Here is a 23,949-nt window from a genome sequence, read left to right on the forward strand (position 1 = left end):
ATTATTAGAAAAATATTGTTTTAAAGGGGTTGGTATTATTGATGAATCATGCGTTAACTGTTGGAGCTATGATGGAACATGCTGAAAAGTTTTTTCCAGGAAAAGAAGTGATCTCTCAAACACATGACAAGATTCACCGCCTGACGTATAAGGAAATTGGAAAACGAACTCGCTGTTTAATGAGCGCCTTAGACAAGCTTGGCGTAAAAAAAGGTGAACGAGTTGGAACACTTGCATGGAATACACACCGCCACTTAGAAATTTACTTTGCAGCACCAGGTATGGGAGCAGTTTTACACACAATTAATATTCGCTTATCCCCAGAACATATTATTTACATTATTAATCACGCGGAAGATAAAATAATCTTTGTCGATGAAGATATTTTACCACTAGTCGACAAACTTCAAGATCATTTAAAAACGGTGAAAGCTTATGTCGTTTTAACGGATAAAGAAGAATTACCCCCTACTAGTTTACCTAATGTTTATTCCTATGAAGACTTAATCAAAAATGGAGACGAAAATTATCCTTTTATAAAAGAAATGGATGAAAACGAACCAGCCGGAATGTGTTACACATCTGCCACAACTGGAAAACCGAAAGGAGTAATTTATTCTCATCGTGGCATTGCTTTGCATAGTTTTGCCTTGGCTCTTGCAGATACAGCAGCACTTTCTGAATCAGATATAGCGATGCCTGTCGTTCCACAATTCCATGTAAATGCATGGGGAATGCCATTTGCGTGCACATGGTTTGGTGCTACACAAGTTATGCCTGGCCCAAGATTTACCCCAGAAAGACTTGCTCAATTTATTGAAGACTATAACGTAACACTTACAGCAGGCGTCCCAACTATTTGGCTAGGTCTACTAAAGGTATTAGAAGAAAAAGAGTATGATCTTTCTAGTTTACGCGGCGTTTTATGTGGAGGCTCAGCAGCACCAATTGGCATGATTCGGGCATTTGAACAAAAATATAATATTCCTTTTTATCATGCGTATGGAGCAACGGAAACGACACCACTTGCTACCTTTTCAAGACTTAAAAGCTACCAGTCAGATTTATCAATTGATGAAAAAATAAACGAGAAAACGAGACAAGGTATTCTCGTACCTGGACTAGAAATGAAAATAATCGATGATGACGGGGAAGTCGCATGGAATAATGAGTCAATGGGTGAATTACTACTAAGAGGTCCATGGATTGCAGACGCTTATTATAAAGATGATAGATCAAAGGATGCTTTTATCGATGGTTGGTTCCACACAGGAGATGTGGTCACCGTCGATGAAGAAGGAACAATAAAAATCGTTGACCGAACGAGTGATTTAATTAAAAGTGGTGGAGAATGGATTTCTTCCGTTGAATTAGAGAACGTACTAATGGCACATGAGGCAGTTTTTGAAGCATGTGTTGTTGCTATACCAGATGAAAAATGGCAAGAGCGTCCGATTGCTTGTGTCGTACTTCATGAAAAGTTTGTCGATCAAGTAGACAAGGAAGAATTACTAGACTTTTTACGACCGCAATTTGCAAAATTTTGGATTCCAGATGACGTACTTTTTGTCGAAGAAATACCGAAGTCATCGGTTGGGAAATTTTTAAAACGTGAACTGCGTAAATATGTGTTAGAACATTATCAAGTGCAAGATTGAAAAGTGGCATTTTATTAATAGACGCTCCGTTAGTCAGGGAAAACGACTGATGGGGCGGACTTAATATAATCCTTTTCCATTTTAACTTCGTTTGCTTTTTAAACAATCGCAGTAGTACATTCATCTGCAATAGCTCTTTTACGATAACTACAGCACAAACCATACAACGTTTCCTCCTAGAGTCGTATGACGTATATCTAAACATGTTCTTATTTTCAAGCGTATTATGTACAATTTAATCTTGCATTAGACAAAATGTAAAGTGAATTTGTATATGAGTACACATTTGAGCAATGCATTCTTTATAAATGGTGGTAATATTTTAAGTGGTAAAGCCATTCCTTCCTAAAATAACCATTAATCTTTCTAGCCAACGTATTTTTCTGCATATTATTTAAATTGTTGAAGTAAGATTTAACAATATGAGTACTAGGGAATATCTAGAAACTATCATTGGATTCCCTCCTATTATGTTATTTTTTTAAAATAAAAACCATTAATTGAGAGCGCTTTCAATTATCAGAGATACTTATCTATAGTAAAAGGGGGTACATATTATGGCAGAAAGTATGGTAAAGCTCGAAAATATCACGAAGCAATTCGGAGAGTTACATGCTGTAGACAACATTTCTTTAACTATTAAGCAAGGTGAATTCCTTACATTATTAGGTCCTTCTGGATGTGGAAAAACAACGACGTTACGTATGATAGCTGGGTTTGAAAACCCAACGTCTGGAAACATTTGGATTAATCAAGCGTTAGTTAATGAGATAGCACCATATCATCGGGAAGTCAACACAGTATTTCAACATTATTCACTGTTTCCCCATATGACTGTATTTAACAATGTTGCCTTTGGTCTAAAAATGAAAAAAGTGAAAAAAGCTGAAATGATGGAAAGAGTATACAACGTGTTGGATCTTGTTCAATTAAAAGAATATGAAAATAGAAAGCCAAATCAATTGAGTGGAGGGCAACAACAAAGAATTGCCATTGCTAGAGCTATCATAAACAACCCCCAAGTCCTTTTACTAGATGAGCCTCTCGGTGCACTCGACTTAAAGCTTCGTAAACAAATGCAATTAGAATTAAAACATTTGCAACAATCTCTCGGTATCACATTCATTTACGTTACACATGATCAAGAAGAAGCATTGACAATGTCAGACCGTATTGTCGTTATGAACAAAGGAAAAATCGAACAAGTAGATGTTCCTCGAGTTATTTATGAAATGCCGAAAACATTATTCGTATCGAGTTTTATTGGAGATACGAATATTTTAAAAGGAATGGTTCATAAGAAAAGCAATGATGAACTAACCCTACAATTAGGTGCTGAGATGATTACCGTGAAGAAGGAGCCTACGATCGAAGTAGATGATCATGTCCTTTTATCTATCCGTCCGGAAAATATCTATTTTATCAAAGAGACAGAATCACATGATATAAAAATTCCTGTTAAAGTTATTGAATGCATTTATACCGGTTCTAGTACAAAGGTCGTTACACAGTTAAGTGATGGACAAAAAATAGTAATCCAGAGTACAAACGATGCCATAGTGACTAAAAATACCGCTGCTTTTTTAACTTGGAAAAAAGAATTAACCGTCGTTTATAAAGCCAACGAGAAAGAGGAAACTTTTTGAAGATTGGATCATTAGAAAATGGTGTGGAAAGTGTTTTTATTTCTAAAATCATTTAATGGAATATACTCACTTTCCTCCTGGACGGTTCATATATTCTATTTACTAAGTAATTCAGTTTGTCACCCAAATATATAAATAACCTACATTCTAATGATAACTGGGGAGTTGAGAAGATGGAAAGTAAAATAATCCGTTTCATATTCATTTCTAGTTTGATTTTTAGTTTAGTAGCATGCTCGGGTTCTGACACAACAAGTAATGAAAAGGACAAACAGCTAGCAGATGAACTCATTATTTTTAATTGGAGCGAATATATGCCAGATGAAATTATCGAAAACTTCGAATCAGAATTTGCCGTAGACGTAACGTATACTACATTTTCATCGAATCAAGAAATGCTTGCTAAAGTAAGAAGTGGCACTGTTCCTTATGATCTTGCTGTGCCCTCGGATTTTTACGTTCAAGTAATGCAAGAGGAAGGTTTACTTGAAGAAATAGATTTTACTAATATACCGAACTTTGAAAATATCGCAGATGAATGGAAAAACTTAGACTACGATCCAGATAATAAATATTCCGTTACGTATATGTATGGTTTTGATGGACTTATTTACAATAAAGAAAAAGTGAAGGAGCCACCGACGAGTTGGGCCGATTTATGGAATCCCGATTATAAAGGCCATGTCATTTTGATGGATGCCTCAGATGAAATTAGTGATATGTTACAACAATATTTAGGTAATGAAATGAACAATCCAACGATTGATCAAATTGAAGAAGGTGGAGAAAAGTTAATAGAATTAATGCCGAATGTATTAATGTTTACAGAAACCCCTGAAGCACAATTAGTAAGTGGGGAAGCTTGGCTTGTCTATGGTTATTCGGGAGAAGCAGGAGTCGCATATTTAGAAAACGATCAGATCGATTTTGTTCTACCAAAAGAAGGTGGAATTAGATGGACGGATAATATGGTCATTCCAACGACGTCTAAGAACAAATATACAGCAGAAGTATTTATGAACTATTTATTGCGACCAGATGTAAGTAAATTGTTGTCAGAAGAGTTTCCTTATGGGAATCCAAACAAAGAAGCAGTTGAGCTATTAGACGAAGAACTGTTTGGAAAAATCCCCGGCTTCAATTTACCAGCTGATCAAATAGAAAATGCGGAATGGTCCGAAGTACTGGATCCTGATAGAACACAAGCAGTAAATCGGATCATCCAAGAGGCAAAAGTGAAAGGTGGTCACTAATTTTCCATTGCTGTAACCTGAGCCTTTTTTTAGGCTCTCCTTCTTTCATATAGTGAAAAGGATGGTGTGATATGAGGGCGAAAACGAGGAAAGTATTGTTTATTTATAGTTTAGTAGTTTTTGCATTTTTGTATATTCCAATTATCGTCTTAATCGTTTTTTCATTTAACGACTCAAAGCTCGGAACTGTTTGGACTGGATTTACATTTGATTGGTATATAAAGTTATTTTCTAATTCACACATTCATGCTGCATTATTAAATAGTCTATTCGTTGCTATGATTACTACCATTTTATCAACCATTTTTGGAACACTTGCCGCCCTTGCACTGTATCGCTATACATTTGTCGGTAAAAGATCCATTGACTTTTTATTTTTAATTCCTGTCATTATCCCAGACATCGTTATTGCAGTTGCTTTACTGGCAATCTACGGATTATTAAACATTAATTTAGGCCTACTTACGGTTATCCCTGGCCACGTTGTGTGGGGGATATCATTTGTCATGTTAGTCGTTTTAGCTAGATTATCTGGTTTAGATCGGTCACTTGAGGAAGCAGCTAAAGACTTAGGGGCAAATGAATGGCAAACCTTTTGGCGTGTCACTTTTCCACTTATCTTCCCTGGTATATTAGCCGGTGCACTACTTACATTTACCCTTTCGTTGGATGAATTTGAAGTAGCTTTCTTCACAGCAGGGCCTGGCTCTAGCACTCTTCCCGTATTGGTTTATTCCATGGTTCGTCTCGGTGTTTCACCTGAAATAAACGCACTTTCTACGATATTAATTTTAGTCGTGATTATTGCGATTATCATTTGGGGTGTATTTATCAACAAAACGAAAGATAATAGGGGGAGTCTAAATGATTAGGACTATTCGATCAGCATATACGATGTTGTCACCAAGCCTCATTTGGCTGCTATTCTTCTTAATCATACCTGTTGGATTCATTGCCGTGATTAGTTTTACGACAAATTTGGGATTTGGAGGAATTTTATATAAATTTAGTACAGATGCCTACCGTTTAGCCTTCAGCACATTATATGCAAAAGTCATTTGGCAATCAATCGTTTGGGCTGCACTTGGGACGTTTCTTTGTATTGTGATCGCTTATCCATTTGCTTACTTTATTGCAAATGCAGGGAAGTGGAAAAACATGCTGCTACTGCTTGTCATGGTTCCCTTTTGGACTAACTTTCTCATTCTCATTTATGCCTGGATCATCCTACTTAATTCACAAGGTTTGATTAATTCTTTATTAATTAAAATCGGCATTATTGCTGAACCACTTACGATGTTATATAGCCCTTATGCAGTCATTATTGGTATCGTCTATGGATTTTTGCCATTTATGATTTTGCCCATTTACGCATCACTTGAACAGATGGACCGTTCCTATTTAGAAGCGGCAGAAGATTTAGGTGCAACACCTTTTAGAGCCTTTTTAAAAATAACATTACCTTTATCAGCACCAGGAATTTTTGCTGGTTCCTTAATTACCTTTGTTCCCGCCTTAAGTGTCTTCGTTATTACTGATTTATTAACTGGTGGAAAATTATTGATGGTCGGAAATATCATTCGAGATGCATTTGTCGTCGAAATGAACTGGCAATTAGGTTCTGCATTATCATTACTATTAACGATTCTTGTATTAATATCTATCTACTTGTTTATAAAATTTACGTCTTCAAAAGATCGGAATTTATTATTATAAGAAGGTGAAAAGATGCTACTACATTCAATGTGGGAAAGAACAGCTAATAAACGGCCATCATACCCAAGATTAACGGGCGATCATCATTGTGATATTGTCGTGATCGGTGCTGGTTTTACAGGATTGTCTACTGCCTATCACTTACAACAGCATCATATGAACACAATCGTACTCGAACATGACCGAGTTGGAAGTGGTGCAAGTGGACGAAATGGTGGAGAAGTATTAACAGGATATCTCGGCAATATGGAGGATTATGTGGAAACGAAGGGACTTCCTGTCGCACAAGAAATGTGGCAATTATCCCTTGATGCAATCGACTTAATTGAACATATTATCACCAAAAACAATATTCATTGTGATTTTACCCGTTCTGGGCATTTTCATGCAGCATATAAAAAGAGTCATTTAAACGAGATGAAAAAGAATCAAGCATTTATGGCTCGCCACTTCGACTATCATCCTATCAAAATTGTGGAGAAAAAAGATCTTCCAACCGAATTAAATACTCCTTTTTATCACGGTGGAGCCATCGATGAAAAAAGCGCTCATTTTCATCCACTTAACTACACATTAGGACTTGCAGAAGCTGTGACAAAATTACGAGGAAACATCTTTGAAGAATCAAGTGCGCTAAAAATAAAGTGGAAATCAACAAACAAAGTGATCGTATCTACTTCAAATGGTCGTGTTATTGCAAAAAAAGTCGTCATGGCTACAAATGCGTATGCTGGCGACATTCATAAACGAATTAAAAAATCGATTGTTCCCGTTGAAAGCATTATGATTTCAACAGAACCGTTAACAGAAAAAATGATGACGGACATCATTAAAAAAGACCGGGCAGTTTTTGATTCAAAGCATCTATTATATTACTTCCGTAGAACTGCTGATCATCGCCTCGCTTTTGGTGGATCTGGTAGGGCATCAAGTAAACGTGATTTAAAAAGAATTTATCAAAATTTGCATAAAGGAATGCTAAAAGTGTTCCCACAGCTACATGAAGCTAAAATTGAATATCGCTGGGGCGGGAAAGTGGGGTTTACGAAAACATTCCTACCCTATGTAGGACAGTTAAAAGATGGAACTTACTTTGCTTTCGGTTATGGTGGCCACGGTGCTGCGATGGCTACAATGCTTGGGAAAGTAATTGCTGATGCTATCTTTACTGAAACAGATATAAATAATCCTCTTAAAATAAAAAAATTAAAACCAATTGCTTTTCATAGTCAGCATGCAAAAGGAGTTGGAATAATGAAATTGTATAAACAGTTTCAAGACTTTATCTCCTAATAGTAAGACCACACCATTAGAAAGGATCTGAAATAATTGATTGAAAAAATGATATTAACTGGCACATCAAAAGAGATTGGCGAACAACACGGAAGACTCGGGAAAAACCAAATAATACAAAGTCTAGAAACATATGAAAAATTATTTCGTGACTATCAGTTTATTAGTTGGAATGAAGCCCGTGAGATGGCACTACATTATGTAAAAGCCATTGAGAAATACGACGATCAATTATTAGAAGAAATGGAAGGTGTTGCAAAAGGGGCCGGAGTAGATATTGAAGATATACTAGCATTAAATGCTCGTACAGAAATTGCCCTCGGGAGCTACGGAAACAGACAGTTTACAGATGGTTGTACCGCAATTGCAACAACGTCACCAATTAGTCATGACACCATTATCGGGCAAAATTGGGACTGGAAAGGTGCACAAACGAAAAGCTTATTATTACTTGAAGTTCACAGAAAAAATAAACCTGTTATTACAATGATGACTGAAGGGGGTATCATTGGGAAAATTGGTTATAACTCTGCTGGATTAGGGCTATGCTTTAATGCATTATTAACGGATAGAAAATCAAACGAAGTACCAATCCACCTTGCATTACGCGGTGTATTAAATTCATTTACACTATCAGAGGCTATTTCCAAAATTAAGGACGGACAGACCGCTGCTTCGGCAAGTTTACTCATTGGAAAAAGTGAGGAAGACGGTTCTGGTATGGTAATAAATGTAGAAGTTTCTCCATTCGGCATCGACTATGTCGGAGGGGATAAAGGATTCTTAGTCCACACAAATCATATTATGTCACCTGTAATCAAGAAACATTTACTTGATATGAATGAATACTGCTTTGAAGACTCCATGCTAAGATATAAACGAGCGCAACAATTAATCAACATTGCAATCAAAAAGAATGAAAAGATTGATCACGAAGTATATAAAAAGTGGCTTTCAGATACGTTTAATGCACCTAATTCCATTAATCATTTATGTAATCCACATGCAGAAGAACATCGACAAATGGAAACCGTTTTTTCAATTATTATGAACTTAACAAAAAGAAAAACGTTTCTTTCTATCGGAAAACCAGCAGATGGACAGTTTATTGAAATATAATTAAAGGTGTATAATAAGATGAAAAGGATTGACTCAAATGATTATCCGTGAAATTCAAAAGGAAGACATTGATGAAGTCGTAAAAATAGCCATCTTAGGCTTTGGCAACTCTGAGATTGCTTATAAGGAGGAACATTATGCAAACCATATTAACACTTTCCCAGAAGGTCAAGTATGTGTGCTTTACGATGGAAAAATAGTCGGATCAAGTTCGAGCATCATCATTAACTATGAAGAATACGGTGATGACCATACATTTGAAGACATTTCAAAGGACGGATTTATTAATAATCACAATTACCGTGGAAAGAATCTATACGGGCTTGATGTTGTTGTTCATCCAGCGTTTCGTAAACGACACATAGGTAAACGTCTATATGAAGAAAGACGACGTCTATGTAAACAGTTTAATTTACAAAGTATTATTATCGGTGGGAGAATGCCAAACTATCATAAATACGCCACCCACCATTCAGCGCACGAATATGTAGAGTTCGTTCAGCAAGGAAAAATATATGATCCAGTACTCACCTTTCAGCTAAAAAACGGATTTAACGTGCGATCCGTCAATGCTAATTATCTGGAAGATGATACAGATTCATTAGAATATGCAGCAATCATGGAATGGATAAATAAAGAATATGAATTAAAAGAAAATTGATTTACGTTTTTAGATTGGAAGCCTTATTTTTAGGAGAAATGGAGTAAATAGCTTCTGTCTTTCTATTATACCGTGCCGATAATTCTATCTACTAGATGCTCAAAGTCCAAAGCATTCTATGAAAGCGTACCTTCGCTATAAAACAGGCTGGGACAAAGTGTTTTCACCAAAGAAAAAACCGAACAATAGTAGCTGCATATAACCCGCTTCGGAAATATACTTCGCTTTCCGCGGGCAACGCCTCAACTAATTTCAAATGTTTTATTCAAAACGTTTGAAATGGATTTTCGGCTGTTGCTTTACCCGCAGGAGTCTACGTATATTTCCTCCGCTAAGGTAATGCATTGTTTGTCTTTAGATTTGTCGTTTTAGTTATGTCCCAGCACTTTTTGTCGTTATTTATGTTAGACCCAGCGTCCTGTTACTACTTTTTTCCGCGTATAAAACTGTAAACCATCTTTTCCATTTGCATGCAAGTCACCATAAAATGAATTTTTCCAACCTGAGAATGGGAAAAATGCCATTGGAGCAGGAACACCGATATTCACTCCTAACATTCCAGCATCGATATTTTCCCTAAACGTTTGAACACTTCCCCCATCATTCGTAAAAATACACGAACCATTTGCAAAAGGAGATTTGTTTGATAACTCTATCGCTTCTTCTAGATTACTTACACGACTAATGGATAATACTGGAGCAAAAATTTCATCTTGCCAAATTTTCATTTCGCTCGTCACATGGTCAAAAATAGTTGGACCAACAAAATATCCTCCGTCTTGTGCACTTTTATCATTACGACCGTCTCTAATTAATGTAGCCCCTTCATCTTCACCTGATTCAATATATTGTAATGTCCGTTCTTTATGTTCTTTTCGAATAACAGGACCAAGAAATATCCCGTCATCCAGCCCATTTCCAATCGTTACTTCATTTGCTTTTTTTACTAATTGTTCAATAAATTCATCTGCTACCGTTTCATCTACTGCAACAACAGAGCAAGCCATGCAACGCTCTCCAGCCGAACCGAATGCAGCATTTAAAATTTGTGTAGATGCATTGTCTAAATTAGCATCACGCAAAACAATCGAATGATTTTTAGCACCTGCTAATGCTTGCACACGTTTTAAATTTGCAGTTCCTCTTTTATATACGTACTCTGCGACTGGTTGAGAGCCAACGAAGGAGATAGCTGCAATATCTTGATGATCAAGCATCCCATTTACAACATCATGTGCTCCATGAACAATATTTAGCACCCCTTTAGGGAGTCCCGCTTCTTCCATTAACTCTGCTAAACGATTTGCTAATAATGGTGTCCGTTCAGACGGCTTTAATACAAACGTATTACCAGTTACAATCGCCAGTGGAAACATCCATGTAGGAACCATCATAGGAAAATTAAACGGTGTAATTCCACCAATGACACCAATTGGGTAACGATAAACCCCAGAGTCTAATCCTTTTGCAATCGATGGAAGCTGTTCTCCCATCATTAGTGACGGTGCACCCGCCGCAAATTCCACACATTCAATTCCACGCAATACTTCTCCATGGGCTTCTGTGAAATTTTTACCATTTTCTATTGTAATTAGCCGAGCTAATTCATCCCAATGGTCAACGAGTAGTTGTTGATATTTAAAAAGAATTCGCGCCCGTTTTGGCACCGGCTCATCTTTCCACGTTTCAAATGCTTCTGCTGCAATTTTCACTGCTTTATCTAATTCTTCCGTTGTTGAAATTGGTACATGTGCAATAATCTCACCTGTCGCTGGATTATAAACTGGTTCTGTCTTATCCGTTTTTGCTTCAACCCATTCTCCACCAATAAAATTCTTCACTTTTTGTGCAACTTGTGTAGTCATTAAAATTCCTCCTTGTTAAATAGTGGCTCAACCTTCACACCAATAAAATGAGTTCAACCCGTTCGCTTGGTTAAGCTTGGAGTGCTTCAAATTATATCCTTGACAACTTTGGTAAAATAAAACAGTTTTCCAAAAGATAGGGATCTGCGAATACTTCTTTTACCAAATAGATTTGTTGTTTTTTACAATAAGAATTAAATTGCGCAATAACTTCAGATAGCGGGATGTCCCATCGCTGCGGAAATGCACTCCGCTTTCACCACAGGGCATAAGAGCGACATCTATTCAACCTGCGCTATCGCTTGCTTTCACAGTGTCTCCTTTACCGTGGGCGGCCGCTAAGCCTCCTCACTCGTAATTAAAGGAAGGCCAACGTCGGCATACCCCTTGCCGGGGCAGGGTCTTATCCAGGCTTATACACCCACAGGAGTCTCCGTGCATTTCCTTCGTTAAGGTGAGGTTGAATCATTACGGTAATTTATGTTTGAAATAAATATCATTTACATTCTCCTAACGTATAGTTGATTGGAGCGTAGGACAGTCGACTCCTGCGGGAATAGCGCGAGTCTGAAGACCCCGCAGGAAGCGGTTTTTGCTTCCGAGGAGGCTGAAGCCGTGCCCGCGGAAAGCGACTGTCCGAAGCACAAATCAACGTTGCTGTGATTAGGTTTGTAGATGAAAATTAAACTAAGTTACTGCACAGTTTAGATCAAATACGTGATAATAGAAACAAACATAATGAAAAAACATTCGAGTTTAGATATAAACAGACTGCTTAGAGCGAACAGTTAACCCAAAGTTGACTTGAGCACTGCATCTTCATCCCACTTCATTCTCCATAGGCATTTTTGTCCAATTCACTCTGCGAAAGTTAAATAGTAGCAAATGCTTCTTTTAATACTGTGACGATAAAATCAACATCATCATCCGTAATATTTAATGGTGGACTTAAAGCGATGATATTATTAAACCCAGCAACCGTATCACCATTCTTACCAATGATTAATCCTTTCCCCTTACAGTAGCTAATAATATTATTGACAACATCCGCATCAGCTGGTTGTTTTGTCATCTTATCTTTCACTAACTCTATTCCTATCAACAACCCTATTCCCCTTATATGACCAACATATGGATGGCTATCTAAATCTTGCAACTTTTCTTTCAATACTGCTCCTACTGCTTTTGAACGTTCAATCAATTTTTCCTCTTCATAGATTTCCATGTTTTTTAAAGCAACTGCACAAGCAGCTGGGTTCCCACCAAATGTACTAACATGACGGAAATGATCATATTCACCTGAACTTTTAAATGAATCATAGATTTCTTTTCTAACAGCTGTTACGGCTAATGGTAAATACCCGCTCGTTATTCCTTTTGCCATCGTAACAATATCAGGCTTAATTCCTGAATGTTGAAACGCAAACTTTGCTCCTGTCCTGCCAAACCCACAAATGACTTCATCGATAATTAATAATGCTTGATGCTTATCACAAATTTCCCTAACTCGTGGCAAATAACTTTCATGCGGTATGATGACCCCACCACCAGTGATGAATGGCTCCATAATAACACCTGCAACCGTCTCACTCAACTCCCAAGTCATCACCCGATCAATTTCATCAGCTGCCGCTAAGCTCTGTTCTTCCAACGTACCTTGATAAGGACTTCTATAAATGTCAGGTGGGGTTACATGGATAAAACCTTGAGTAAGTGGTTCATACCGATATTTTCTTTGTGCCTGCCCTGTCGCCGAGAGTGCTCCCATTGAATTACCATGATATCCGCGATATCTAGAAATGAACTTATGGCGACCCGATTCACCATTTTGCTGGTGGTATTGCCTGGCAATTTTAAATGCCGTTTCATTCGCCTCAGAACCACTGTTTGAATAAAAAACAACATATTCATCTTCTAGCCATTCATTTAATTTTTCGGCAAGTTTAATTGCGGGAATATGACTTTGTGACAGCGGAAAATACGCCATTTTCTTCATTTGATCGAAAGCTACTTCCGCTAGCTCCACTCGACCATAGCCAGTGTTTACACACCAAAGACCAGCCATTGCATCTAAAAATCTATTTCCTTTTACATCTGTAATCCATGCTCCCTGCGCTTCCTTAGCAATAATGGTCGATTCTGGATTAAATGGTTTTACCCCATGCCATACATATTGTTCATCTTTTTTAGATAAATCGTCTGTGTTGATGATCACTTAACAACACTCCTCCCTTTTTATCTTACATATAATAATATATTATTTTACATTTTAGCCATTAGACATAATGTAAAATTATATCCTTTTCTCTTTAACTATAAGAGGATGTTCAAAAAGTCCAACAAAAATGACACATCGAATTTACGTTGGCTTGCTTTTCCAGTACTTTTTATCGACCTTTTTGAACACGCACTATAGGGGATGATATTTGCCTGTTACAGCGTCAACTGTTAAATAAAAAGAGGTTAACTTTCCTTTTCCTTTCACAATCCAATAAGGTCGATAGAACTCTTCTTGTCGCTGTAGTTCCAATCTAGGCATTTTTACTATTTTCATTCGAGAGTAGATAGACTCAAATAAAAATTGCTCCGCTATCTCGATTGCTTCATTATTATTCACGATCCTTTTCATGATGTATTTTTCTTTAATTTTCTTAAAAATAAATGTCGGTGCTGTATCAACTAAAGCCCCTATTTTATTCATCCCATCAATCGTACACCCCGTTTTTTGCCCTACTCTATTGATCAAACCGCTTTTTTCAACCTTATATTCGTGAAATAAATAAGGATAATAAATCAATGATTGAATTTCATATTTAACATTAGGTTCCATCTTTTTAAATGATTCCTTTAATAAGTCCTTTTCAAAAGAAATGCTTTCCGTTCTTACTTCTTTCATCACAATTTACTCTCTACCGACAATTGACTCGAGACGAATATAGAGATACTTTTAGCTTCGGGACTTATTTCACAAGAGATATTTTTCTCGATATTATTTGGTAAAATTCTCGGACCCTTCGCTTTCTCAAATAGGTCTAACACATCTTCTGAAGGAGGCGTCCCGAATCTATTTCCTATGACCATGCCAAGAATAGAAACAATTAATCCTCCCAAAAACGGATGAATGCCTGTGCTCGCCTGCCAATCAAAAGTGGTCCAAAGAATATGTGAAACACTTCCTGAGATCATTGCACTTAGAATTCCAACTTTATTTGAATTTCTCCAATAAACCGAACAAATATAAGGTACTAGGAAACTATTACCTAGCGTTCCAAACGCAAATACGACAAGGGCAAATACGGATGGTGGTTGCTTGATTGCTACAATCACTCCAATTATTCCAGCAAGAAGAATGCTTAAACGTGATACCAAAACCATCCTATCTTGATTGGCCGTTTTATGAATAAATCGTTGATAGACGTCTCTAGACAAAATGGTTCCCGCTTGCATTAAAATGGAATCCGAAGTGGACATAATCGCCGCCATCACTGCTGATAGTAGAATAGCTGCAAATAAACCTGGGAAAAAAGTATACGCTAACTCTGAGACAACCATTTCCGGATCAGCAATATTTGGAAGCAAAATAATGCCTATTAATCCAATCAAATACGGTGAAAAGGCCATAGCCTGGTTGTAAATGGCAGTCCATAAAGTGGCTGTCTTAACTGTTTTAGTACTCCGCATGGACATATGCCTTACAACAACATGGGGCAACCCCATATAACCAATGGAATAGATTAATATAGCTCCAATAATGACTCCCCATTGCCCATAAAACTCTAAATCTTTCCCCCAAATACTTAAATAGGAAGTGTCAATTTGTGCAAGTGAAGCATTAAGTCCCGATAATCCTCCCACATGGATAAGTCCCATGATTAAAATACCAACCATCCCAATCACCATAACAATCGCTTGGAAAAAGTCAGTCCAAACAACCGCTAAGTAACCACCTGTTACTGTATAAATAACGATGACACTTACCCCTATAATTAATGCTAACTCATACGGTAAACCTGTTAATGCTTCAAGCGCTTTTCCCGATGCGATGAATTGAGCAAATACGTAAGCAAATAAAAAAACAATCGAAATAACCGCCCCTACGATTCTAATTCCTGTACTCTCATATCGTTTTTCTAAATACTCAATAGGTGATAATGCTTTCAATAGTTCAGACATTCTTCTCATTCTTTTCCCTAGAACAGATAGGTTAACGATACTACCTCCTGCATCCCCGATCCCATAAAGAATTGCATACCAACCTCTTTGGAAGGCTTCTGCTGGTCCACCAAGAAACATAAACCCACTCATCGATGTACTTTGCATCGTGAGAGCAGTTACTGCAGGACCTAGGCTTCGATCCCCAAGTAAATAACTATCCACTGATTTAGATGCTTTTCTTGAAAAATACAATCCAATTGAAAGTAATATTAATAGATAAACAATAAATACAATTGCGTCAGAACCCACTTACTTCAACTCCTTTTCATCCAACTCTGCGTAATACTTATCTTCTAAATCATCTTGACGTTTGTTTACAAAATACATAACAATACCCGCTGTTAACCAAATAAAAGGCCAAGGTACAACGAGCCAAAAAGTTTCTGTAGGTAGGTTAAACACGATCATCACCTCTTTTTCTATTAGGTTCTGAGTATATAGTATAATAAACAAAATGACCTAACCTTAGACAAAGCGTTAAATTTGTAGAGCGCTTTCATTTACATGTTGTAAATCATAAGTGAGGCCACTTAAAAGATCTAGCACATTCTTCGTTAATGAAATTCATAACGAAAAGCTGTATTCGATGTAATTTTGTTCTTTACATGCTTTAATTAGACCGATAAACAATCTCCCCATTTATCATCGTTAGTTCCACTTGTAATTCTTTTATCTTCTCTTTTTCAACGTTTAGAATGCTTTTATCTAACACAACCAAGTCTGCTAACTTTCCCTTTTCTAAACTACCTTTTATTTCTTCTTCAAAGCTCGCATAAGCACCCATTATTGTATACGCTTTAAGTGCATCCAAAACCCCAATTTTTTGCCTTTCACCGACTTGTATATTGTGTTTCGATTTTCTATTTACGGCAGCATGTATTCCTAATAATGGATCACATCCAACTACTGGTGCATCTGACCCGAATGCTGCAGTAATCGTAGATTCAATATAGTCATTTGCCGGATACATCCAATTAACTCTATCACCATAGAAATGAATATAATGATCGCCATTTTCATACATAAAAACAGGATTAGGGATTACAATCACATTTAGCTCTTTCATCCTTTTTTGTAAGTCTGGTGGTGCAATCCCTGCATGTTCTATTCTATGACGATGATTAGCTTTAGGCCGCTCGTTCAGAGCAGCCTCAATACAATTTAAAACCATTTCTATCGCCCTATCGCCCTGCGCATGGGCTGTAATCTGATAACCTCTTTTATGAGCATCAATTAACACCTGATTTATTCCTTTTTGATTATCATATAGGATTCCAAAATCATTTGGATCATTTGTGTAAGGCTTCCTTGTCGCTAATGTCGGTCCAGTACTACTACCGTCTGAAAATAACTTTACCGGCCCAACTTTAAACTTTTCATTTCCGAAACCTGTAACAATATTTTTCTCTTTCATCTCCTTAATAAACTTCTTAGAATCTATTAAGGATCCTATCATAGCGTAAATACGAAGTTTTATATCCCCCGATTCCGTTCCCTCTTGCATGATCTCTAATAGTTTTGAACCATCCCCATAACCACCTGCATCATGAATGCTAGTGATTCCATGCTTAATAAAAACCTCTGACGCCATTTTCATTGATTTCTTCAATTCTTCCTCATGATGACTTGCTACTTCTGATATTTTCATATGAGCATTTTCTATAAGTTTCCCCGTTAAATGTCCAGAAGCATCCTTTTCTATTATTCCACCTTCAGGGTTCTTCGTCTTTTCATCTATGTTCGCTATTTTTAATGCCCTACTATTAACAATGGATTGATGGTTACAAACACGTACAATTAATATTGGATGTTCTGTAGAAATTGCGTCTAATTCTCTTTTTGTTGGAAGTCGCTTCTCAACTATATTATTCTCATTAAACCCCGATGCTCTAATCCAATTTCCCTTCTCCACATGTTGAACCTCTTTCCTTAACTCAGTATATAAGTCCTCGAGCGATTGAACTTCCGGACTGTTACAGTTGATATCTAAAAGATTAGTTCCATAAATACTTAAATGTATGTGCGAATCTATAAAGCCCGGTAGCAAAGATCTACCTTTCAAATCAATAATCTTTGTATTTTCACCGATAAAATCTGTTATCCTAACAGAAGAGCCAACGGAGCAAATTTTATTGTCCTTAATTGCAATTGCCTCTGTAATTGTCTGATGATCATCTATCGTTATAACCTCACCATTTAGAAATACAATGTCTGCAATAACTTTTTCGGTTGAGTCTATCATTGGACACCTCTTTTTTATGCATATATATTTTAACATCTAGTTAGTTTCAGTTTTTCATTTAATTCACTTCAGCATACTCCTTGTCCCTTTCTTTCACATGATTTTCATTATATTTAAACTGTAAAAGGGCATTTTCAAAGCGCTTAACCGTATTCTGATCCCTAGGCTTTGTGCTCAGACTAATAATGATGAATAGGGTCGCGTTTATGAGTAGACCCCACATAGCAGGATTTAACCCTAAAGGACTGACTAAGGTAGGTATAAATGTAAAGAGTATCGTAAAAGTTAAACCTCCAATCAAACCTGTGATTGCTCCAGCTTCATTTGCTCTTTTCCAAAACAGGGCTCCAATTGTTGGTATAATAAGTTGTGCAGTACCACCAAATGCTATCAAACCTATAGTTACTAATAGTCCCGGCGCAAATAGTGCAAGAAAATATGCTAATATGGAAAAAACAAGAAGGAAATATCTCCCTACTTGAATTAGCCTGTCTTGTGAGGCATCCGGGTTTTTATATCGTTGATAGAAATCTTTTGTCATCACTGCTGAAACTGCATGTATTTGACTATTCGCAGTTGACATGGCAGCCGATGCACCACCAGCCAATACAATTGCACCGATAACAAAAGGTGCGTATTCCATAATAATTATTGGTAATATTTGATCTGGATTTTCAACACCTGGTTTAATGAGTACGCCCGTCCAGCTAACTAAAACAGAGCCAATATACGATATAGCAACCAACGATATTAAAAATGGCATCAAGTTGAATAACTTTCCATTTTTAACAGCATACATTCTTAACCAGAGTTGAGGGCCCATTAAAGCACCAATTGCAGTAATCAAACAGAGTGATATCCAAGACGCATATCCAGAAGAACCTAATGGCCCAGGCAATGTTAAATGTTCTGGATGTAAGTTTTTCATTTGCTCAAACATTTCAATAGGACCACCAACTAGCCTTACAATATACAAACCTGTAAAGAGCAATCCAAAAAATAACAGAGCTCCGTAAATAATATCAGTCCAGGCAACGGCTCGCATTCCACCAACCCACACATAAATGATAATAACTAAATAAAATATTAATGCTGCTAACCAAAATGGTATAACACCCCCGGATGCAACCTCTATTAAATATGCACCACCTGTCAATTGTATTTGTAAATAGGGGACAGTAAAAACAATGACAACTAGACCTACTAGTATTCTTACTTTTTCACTATTATAAAAATCCCCTAATAAATCAGATGGGGTAACATAATGAAACTTTTTTCCCAAATACCATATTCTTTTTCCGATCACAAAATATAAATAGCCAAATAAAATGTTCCAAGCAAACGCAGTTAAATAGATTGGTCCTTGACTATAAAATGAGGCATTGGATCCTAAGAAAGCAAATGCACTCCACCATGTCGCAGCAACAGTGAAGAATACCGCTATAGATCCCATACCTCTACCTTGAATAAAATAATCATCACTTGATCCTTTTGATTTTCCAGCAGCATAAAATCCTACCATTAACGGTACAATCATGAAAATTACTATAATCAATACTCCAATTGTCATTCCTTTTCACATCCTTATTATTTTTTTCCCCAATTAAACTTGTAAGCTATAAGGAATAAAATTGTACAAAAAGCCCACCAAAATAAAACCCAAAAAAGAAGAAATGGTAATCCCAATACCATAGGATCAATCTTATTTGCCCACAAAATGATAGGACTTTCCAACATAACTAATCCCAGTATTGTAAGAATAGTAAATAAAATCCTTTTATTCATATTATCCCTCCTGAATTATCCTATTGAATCACTCTTTTAGATGGGGTTAGGAAAAAAGTGTTTTCACCAAAAAAAATCCAAACAATGATAGCTGCATATAACCCGCTCTGGAAATATACTTCGCTTTCCGCGGGCGGCTAGTGAGCCTCCTCTTTCGAAATTAAAGGGAGGCCAACTAAAACCGGCCTTTGCGGCCAACGTCGGCATACCCCTTGCCGGGGCAGGGTCTCACCGATGCCTTTCCTCCCGCGACGCACAGGACGTGCTAGTGTCGAGCGTTGGTCACAGGACGTGACCGCTTTTAGCCGACCAGGAGTCTACGTATATTTCCTCCGCTAAGATAATGAATTGTTCGTCTTTAGATTTGGTCGTTTTAGTTATGTCCCAGCCTCCTATTCATTATTTTATTTTCATACCATCGTACCTCTATTTTACTTAGAACACATTGGACAAAACGTTAAAAACAGATAGCGTTTTCATTAACACTTTGATTCATATATAAAATAGAAGGGAACATACTTGGAATATGTCTTTATTAGTGAAGAAATAGATTTTCATTAAAATACAATGGCTTTAATTTGATATAAGGAAAAATAATAAAGGGAACTGGATGTGGGAAATATGTAAGTTACCGATAAGAATACCTTTCCACAACAAAAGAGCACCTAAGCTACTGGCGCTCTTCAAAATGGACAATTTACTTAATTAAACAAGTTCTTTTTACAAAGGGAAAACTTCTCATATTAGGGGTTACACTGAGCGATTTAATTAATTACCTTCCATCAGATTCAATACCGTATTCAGCAACACATTAACTCCTTGCTCACAATCGTCCCAGTTCGTCTTTTCATTCTCCATATGACTTTTTCCGTTAATACTCGGGACGAATATCATCGTAGAAGGAATAAAACTTGCTATGAACTGGGCATCATGCCCTGCTCCACTGACTACTCTTTTATGCGAATAATGAAGAGCATTTGCCGATTGCTCTACAGAATCGCGTAGCTGAGGTTCAAACCAGACGGTATCCCTATCCCATAACTTGCTAATTTGTATTGTTGCTGTTTCTCGGGTAGGAGCATTAGCTAAGCTTTCAATAATTGCTTCCACTTGTTTCATCACTTGCGGATCTTTGTGCCTTGCCTCTATTGTAAAAATGACTTTATTCGGAATGACAGTATGAATATTAGGATGTACATTCATTCTTCCTATGGTAAATACTAACTGCTCATCCAATCGCCCCAGATTACCTTGGACAGTTGAAATTAAATCATTGGCTACAAAAAGGGCATCTTTTCTCATATTCATTGGAGTAGTACCAGCGTGATTCGATTCACCATTTATTTCAATCTCATAACAAACCATGCCAACTACACAATCTACTACTCCTATGGAAATGGAATGATGATCCAGTACAGGTCCTTGTTCAATATGTAATTCTAAAAATGCAGTAGCATCTTTTAAACGCTTTTCAATGGAACCAACATAATTGATGGACTCCAGAGCCTCTTTAAATGAAATTCCATTCACATCTTTGGACATCATCATATCAGTTTTTTGAAATTTTCCCGCAAGCACACCCGAGGACATCATGGACGGCTCAAATCTTGCTCCTTCCTCGTTTGTAAAATTCACAACAGTAATTGGTATTTTAGGAGTAATATTGTTCTCTATCAATGTTTCTATTACTTCAAGTCCAGCGATCACACCTAAGGCTCCATCAAATTTACCCCCTTTTTTTACCGTATCCAGATGAGAACCGATCACAATGGGTGGCTTGTTTTCTACCCCTTCTAATGTTCCATATATATTTCCCATATCATCAACCTCGACGACTAAACCCAAATTCTCGCAATAATTACAGAAGTAGTCACGTACTAAACGATCCTCTTCTGATAACGCTAGACGTGTTACCCCATCATTTGCTGTTCGACCAAAATCAGCGAACTTTTCCAATTTATCTTGAACGTTTCCCTTTTTAACTAACAGCAAGTTTTTATTCATATCGTTATCACCTCTTATATTTATATGATGAAAAAGGCTGTTTATCAGATTGGGGCTGCAATGCACATCTCATCCTCGAAAAGATGGTTGGAACTGTTCACTGCTCGCCCCATCGAAAAGAGCCGTTGTTTTTGCCACAAACCTATAAACTAAGACAAAACTTTGAATAGTAAATGTCTTACTGCTACGGAAATACACTACGCTTCCATGGGCGGTTGATGAGCCTTCCCTCCCGCGACACCGTGCCCGTGGAAAGCGACGATCCGAAGTGGAAAACAACTTAGCTGTTACTTCACGGTTTATAGCAAATGTGATGGGTAAGAAGCAGCAAACTTGCCACTTACTTTGAAATCTAAGGTTAACTAATGTCATCAACACCAATATCTTAGAATAAAAAGTAACAAGTTTCACCCTCCATCATTCAATTATGCTATCTCCTAACTTCAAAATGAAGAAATTACCTTCCATTACTCATTAAGCCCCTGCTTTTTGTTGTTGAATCAACACAACAGCAAAATACTTTCTTCCTTCAGGTGTAATGATGTGTAACATCTCTTTTTCATCTTCTGCAACATTTTCAAGTTCTACAAAGGCACCATTTAAGCTTTCAGTAACATTCGTAATTTTATACTCCTTTTGTACCAAAAAGTCTATTCGATCCCTCTCTTGTAAAAATGTTTTGTACTCACTCATTTTCTTTCCACTCCTTCTAACAATGTTTTATTCGCTCTTTCCCTTTCCATTCCCCTATCATTTTATTATACTTTTGAATCAACGGATGTATCTGGAAAAACGACCGTCTCTGGTTCAAGATCAATCTGCCAATCGCGCCCAACCGTAATTCCTAAATACTTCTCATCACTAGGGTCTTCAAGTTCTGCTTGTTTATATTTTTTAAACCACCAGTATTTAGCTAGAAAGTAATAGACGATCCCCGCGATGAAACATCCGACAAAAAAGGAATATGTTTGGAAGAGCAATGCGATTCCTCCACCAACTATAAAGGAAATCATTCCTGCCCAGTTTATTCCATTATGGAAGCGATATTGACCATCGCTTTCATATAAATGGGGAACATTCAGCCTGCGCTTACGAATGATATAATAATCAACAATGATGATACCAACCGTTGCAGATAAAATAGCACCACTAATGATTAAGAAAGGAATAATCACATCAAGAATCGCCCAAGGTTGTGACACTACAGCGATAACACCAGCTATAATAACTCCGAGAGCATATGGTACTTTAGGTCCACCAACATTAGAGAATACCGTTGCAGCAGGTATAACATTTGCTGGTGTATTTGTGGACCATTGTGCAAACACAATCATAAGAAACAAAATTGCTAAAACAATTCCACTAGTTGAAAGTAATTGGATTGCTGCAACAGGATCATAGTCACCTACAGCAATATAAGCTATTGCACCGATTGCAACGACAAAGGTTTGGACAATAGGCATAACAATGATACTACCTACCCACATACCTTTATTTCGCTTCCACCAACTTCTTTCAAACTTTGGCGCCGTTACATACCGTGATATATTCATGAGATCATTTGCGAGTGTCGACCAGTACCCCATCGTCCCAGTAACAATTAACATAAAGGCCGTAAACATGATGCCAGCCGAAACAGGTTCCTCAATCCATGCCCACACATTACGGTCAATTGCGGCGGCTTCTTTACCTAAGACCACATACATCCAAATGGCGATGATAATTACTGTAGGAGCGGCCAAATTAGCAAATCGTTCAACGGCTTTAATCCCAAGTATTGTATTTGTTAATTGAACAGCAATAAATATGATAAAACAGATAAACCAATTATCAAATCCCCAAAATATATTAAAAATAGCATTCATAGCTGTCGCACCAAAATACGTGTTAATCCCAAACCACATTGCCGCAGTAAAGGCCCTGATTAAAGCAGGAATATGCGTACCAACAGTTCCAAAAGGAGCTCGTATATATACTGGGAATGATAAGCCATGTTCAATACCAACATCCGCAGTGATTGTCATAAAAAGCCCAATCAGAACACACCCTACAATGGAGGCGGCCAAAACCCAGAAAAGCGATAGATTCGCCATTCCTGCCCCACCTATTGCAAAAGCCGAAATTACGATAGCCATACCGACCCACATAACCCCGAATCCAAATGTACTAACCACCCTATCACTTTGGGTAGACGGAAGTAAATCGGGGGATTTTAAATAATCAGTATTCTTCATCACCATTCTCCATTCTCTCATTTTTTTGACGAAATCTTGTCTTCTTTTCAATGACTTCTGAATGTTAAGCAAAGGTGTTTGTTTTTAATTAGACGCTCCCTAGAGTTAAACATTCTCAGAAATGCACAACTCGACATGTTCACGGTAAAATATAATTCACCAAAAATCAGCGATAACAGAATTGTTTTTTAAATATTCAGAGAAATTAACTTTTAAAATGGTATATACTACATGCTTGTAGAAGCAGGGGAAAGGAAA

At 37.1% G+C, this 23,949-nt stretch carries 19 protein-coding genes; 8 read left to right on the plus strand and 11 right to left on the minus strand.

The genetic code is table 11. The features are described 5' to 3' along the window. Positions 1-41: 41 nt before the first annotated feature. The 8 genes from DFR56_RS08750 (at position 42) to DFR56_RS08785 (ending at position 9,346) form a co-directional block, all read left to right on the plus strand. Positions 42-1,658: a long-chain fatty acid--CoA ligase gene (locus DFR56_RS08750; RefSeq protein WP_372442861.1), complete on the plus strand. Its 1,617-nt coding sequence runs from the start codon at positions 42-44 to the stop codon at positions 1,656-1,658. Between the two features lie 557 nt (positions 1,659-2,215). Next, positions 2,216-3,304 carry an ABC transporter ATP-binding protein gene (locus tag DFR56_RS08755; RefSeq protein ID WP_110395058.1) on the plus strand — a complete coding sequence of 363 codons (1,089 nt, stop codon included), beginning with the start codon at positions 2,216-2,218 and terminating at the stop codon, positions 3,302-3,304. A gap of 173 nt (positions 3,305-3,477) precedes the next feature. Further along, entirely contained in the window at positions 3,478-4,557 is a 1,080-nt protein-coding gene (locus tag DFR56_RS08760) for an ABC transporter substrate-binding protein (protein ID WP_110395059.1), read from the plus strand. Positions 4,558-4,628: 71 nt separating this feature from the next. Further along, a complete protein-coding gene (locus DFR56_RS08765; RefSeq protein WP_110395060.1) occupies positions 4,629-5,429 on the plus strand; it encodes an ABC transporter permease in 801 nt (266 codons plus the stop codon). After that, positions 5,422-6,273, plus strand: coding sequence for an ABC transporter permease (locus DFR56_RS08770; protein ID WP_110395061.1), 852 nt, complete (start codon positions 5,422-5,424; stop codon positions 6,271-6,273). The genes DFR56_RS08765 and DFR56_RS08770 overlap by 8 nt, the downstream gene beginning before the upstream one ends. A 12-nt stretch (positions 6,274-6,285) precedes the next feature. Further along, positions 6,286-7,566, plus strand: coding sequence for an NAD(P)/FAD-dependent oxidoreductase (locus DFR56_RS08775; protein ID WP_110395062.1), 1,281 nt, complete (start codon positions 6,286-6,288; stop codon positions 7,564-7,566). 36 nt (positions 7,567-7,602) lie between these two features. Continuing rightward, positions 7,603-8,685, plus strand: a complete 1,083-nt coding sequence (locus DFR56_RS08780) for a C45 family autoproteolytic acyltransferase/hydrolase (protein ID WP_110395063.1) — start codon at positions 7,603-7,605, stop codon at positions 8,683-8,685. Between the two features lie 37 nt (positions 8,686-8,722). Continuing rightward, complete coding sequence (locus tag DFR56_RS08785; RefSeq protein WP_110395064.1) at positions 8,723-9,346, plus strand: GNAT family N-acetyltransferase; 624 nt, start codon at positions 8,723-8,725, stop codon at positions 9,344-9,346. A gap of 404 nt (positions 9,347-9,750) precedes the next feature. On the opposite strand, the gene DFR56_RS08790 is transcribed toward DFR56_RS08785, so the two are convergent. From DFR56_RS08790 to DFR56_RS08835, 11 genes are all read right to left on the minus strand, one after another. Then, positions 9,751-11,211, minus strand: a complete 1,461-nt coding sequence (locus DFR56_RS08790; RefSeq protein WP_110395065.1) for a CoA-acylating methylmalonate-semialdehyde dehydrogenase — start codon at positions 11,209-11,211, stop codon at positions 9,751-9,753. 871 nt (positions 11,212-12,082) lie between these two features. Further along, positions 12,083-13,426: an aspartate aminotransferase family protein gene (locus tag DFR56_RS08795; protein WP_110395066.1), complete on the minus strand. Its 1,344-nt coding sequence runs from the start codon at positions 13,424-13,426 to the stop codon at positions 12,083-12,085. Between the two features lie 195 nt (positions 13,427-13,621). After that, positions 13,622-14,107 carry a hypothetical protein gene (locus DFR56_RS08800; RefSeq protein WP_110395067.1) on the minus strand — a complete coding sequence of 162 codons (486 nt, stop codon included), beginning with the start codon at positions 14,105-14,107 and terminating at the stop codon, positions 13,622-13,624. Continuing rightward, entirely contained in the window at positions 14,107-15,675 is a 1,569-nt protein-coding gene (locus DFR56_RS08805; protein WP_110395068.1) for a sodium/proline symporter, read from the minus strand. The genes DFR56_RS08800 and DFR56_RS08805 overlap by 1 nt, the downstream gene beginning before the upstream one ends. After that, positions 15,676-15,828 (minus strand): hypothetical protein, encoded by a 153-nt coding sequence (locus tag DFR56_RS23245; RefSeq protein ID WP_170124499.1) that lies wholly within the window; start codon positions 15,826-15,828, stop codon positions 15,676-15,678. A gap of 208 nt (positions 15,829-16,036) precedes the next feature. Then, positions 16,037-17,668 carry an amidohydrolase gene (locus DFR56_RS08810; RefSeq protein WP_110395069.1) on the minus strand — a complete coding sequence of 544 codons (1,632 nt, stop codon included), beginning with the start codon at positions 17,666-17,668 and terminating at the stop codon, positions 16,037-16,039. A 58-nt stretch (positions 17,669-17,726) separates the two neighbouring features. Then, positions 17,727-19,238 carry a sodium:solute symporter family protein gene (locus DFR56_RS08815; RefSeq protein ID WP_110395070.1) on the minus strand — a complete coding sequence of 504 codons (1,512 nt, stop codon included), beginning with the start codon at positions 19,236-19,238 and terminating at the stop codon, positions 17,727-17,729. Between the two features lie 17 nt (positions 19,239-19,255). Continuing rightward, positions 19,256-19,453, minus strand: coding sequence for a DUF3311 domain-containing protein (locus DFR56_RS08820; protein ID WP_110395071.1), 198 nt, complete (start codon positions 19,451-19,453; stop codon positions 19,256-19,258). A 768-nt stretch (positions 19,454-20,221) separates the two neighbouring features. Beyond that, a complete protein-coding gene (locus DFR56_RS08825) occupies positions 20,222-21,457 on the minus strand; it encodes a Zn-dependent hydrolase (RefSeq protein WP_110395072.1) in 1,236 nt (411 codons plus the stop codon). Between the two features lie 474 nt (positions 21,458-21,931). Next, positions 21,932-22,150: a hypothetical protein gene (locus DFR56_RS08830; protein ID WP_110395073.1), complete on the minus strand. Its 219-nt coding sequence runs from the start codon at positions 22,148-22,150 to the stop codon at positions 21,932-21,934. 65 nt (positions 22,151-22,215) lie between these two features. Continuing rightward, positions 22,216-23,691, minus strand: a complete 1,476-nt coding sequence (locus DFR56_RS08835; RefSeq protein ID WP_342353154.1) for an NCS1 family transporter — start codon at positions 23,689-23,691, stop codon at positions 22,216-22,218. Between the last annotated feature and the right edge of the window lie 258 nt (positions 23,692-23,949).

Origin of the sequence: Pseudogracilibacillus auburnensis (assembly GCF_003201975.1) — a bacterium.
In the GTDB taxonomy this organism is placed as follows: domain Bacteria; phylum Bacillota; class Bacilli; order Bacillales; family Amphibacillaceae; genus Pseudogracilibacillus; species Pseudogracilibacillus auburnensis.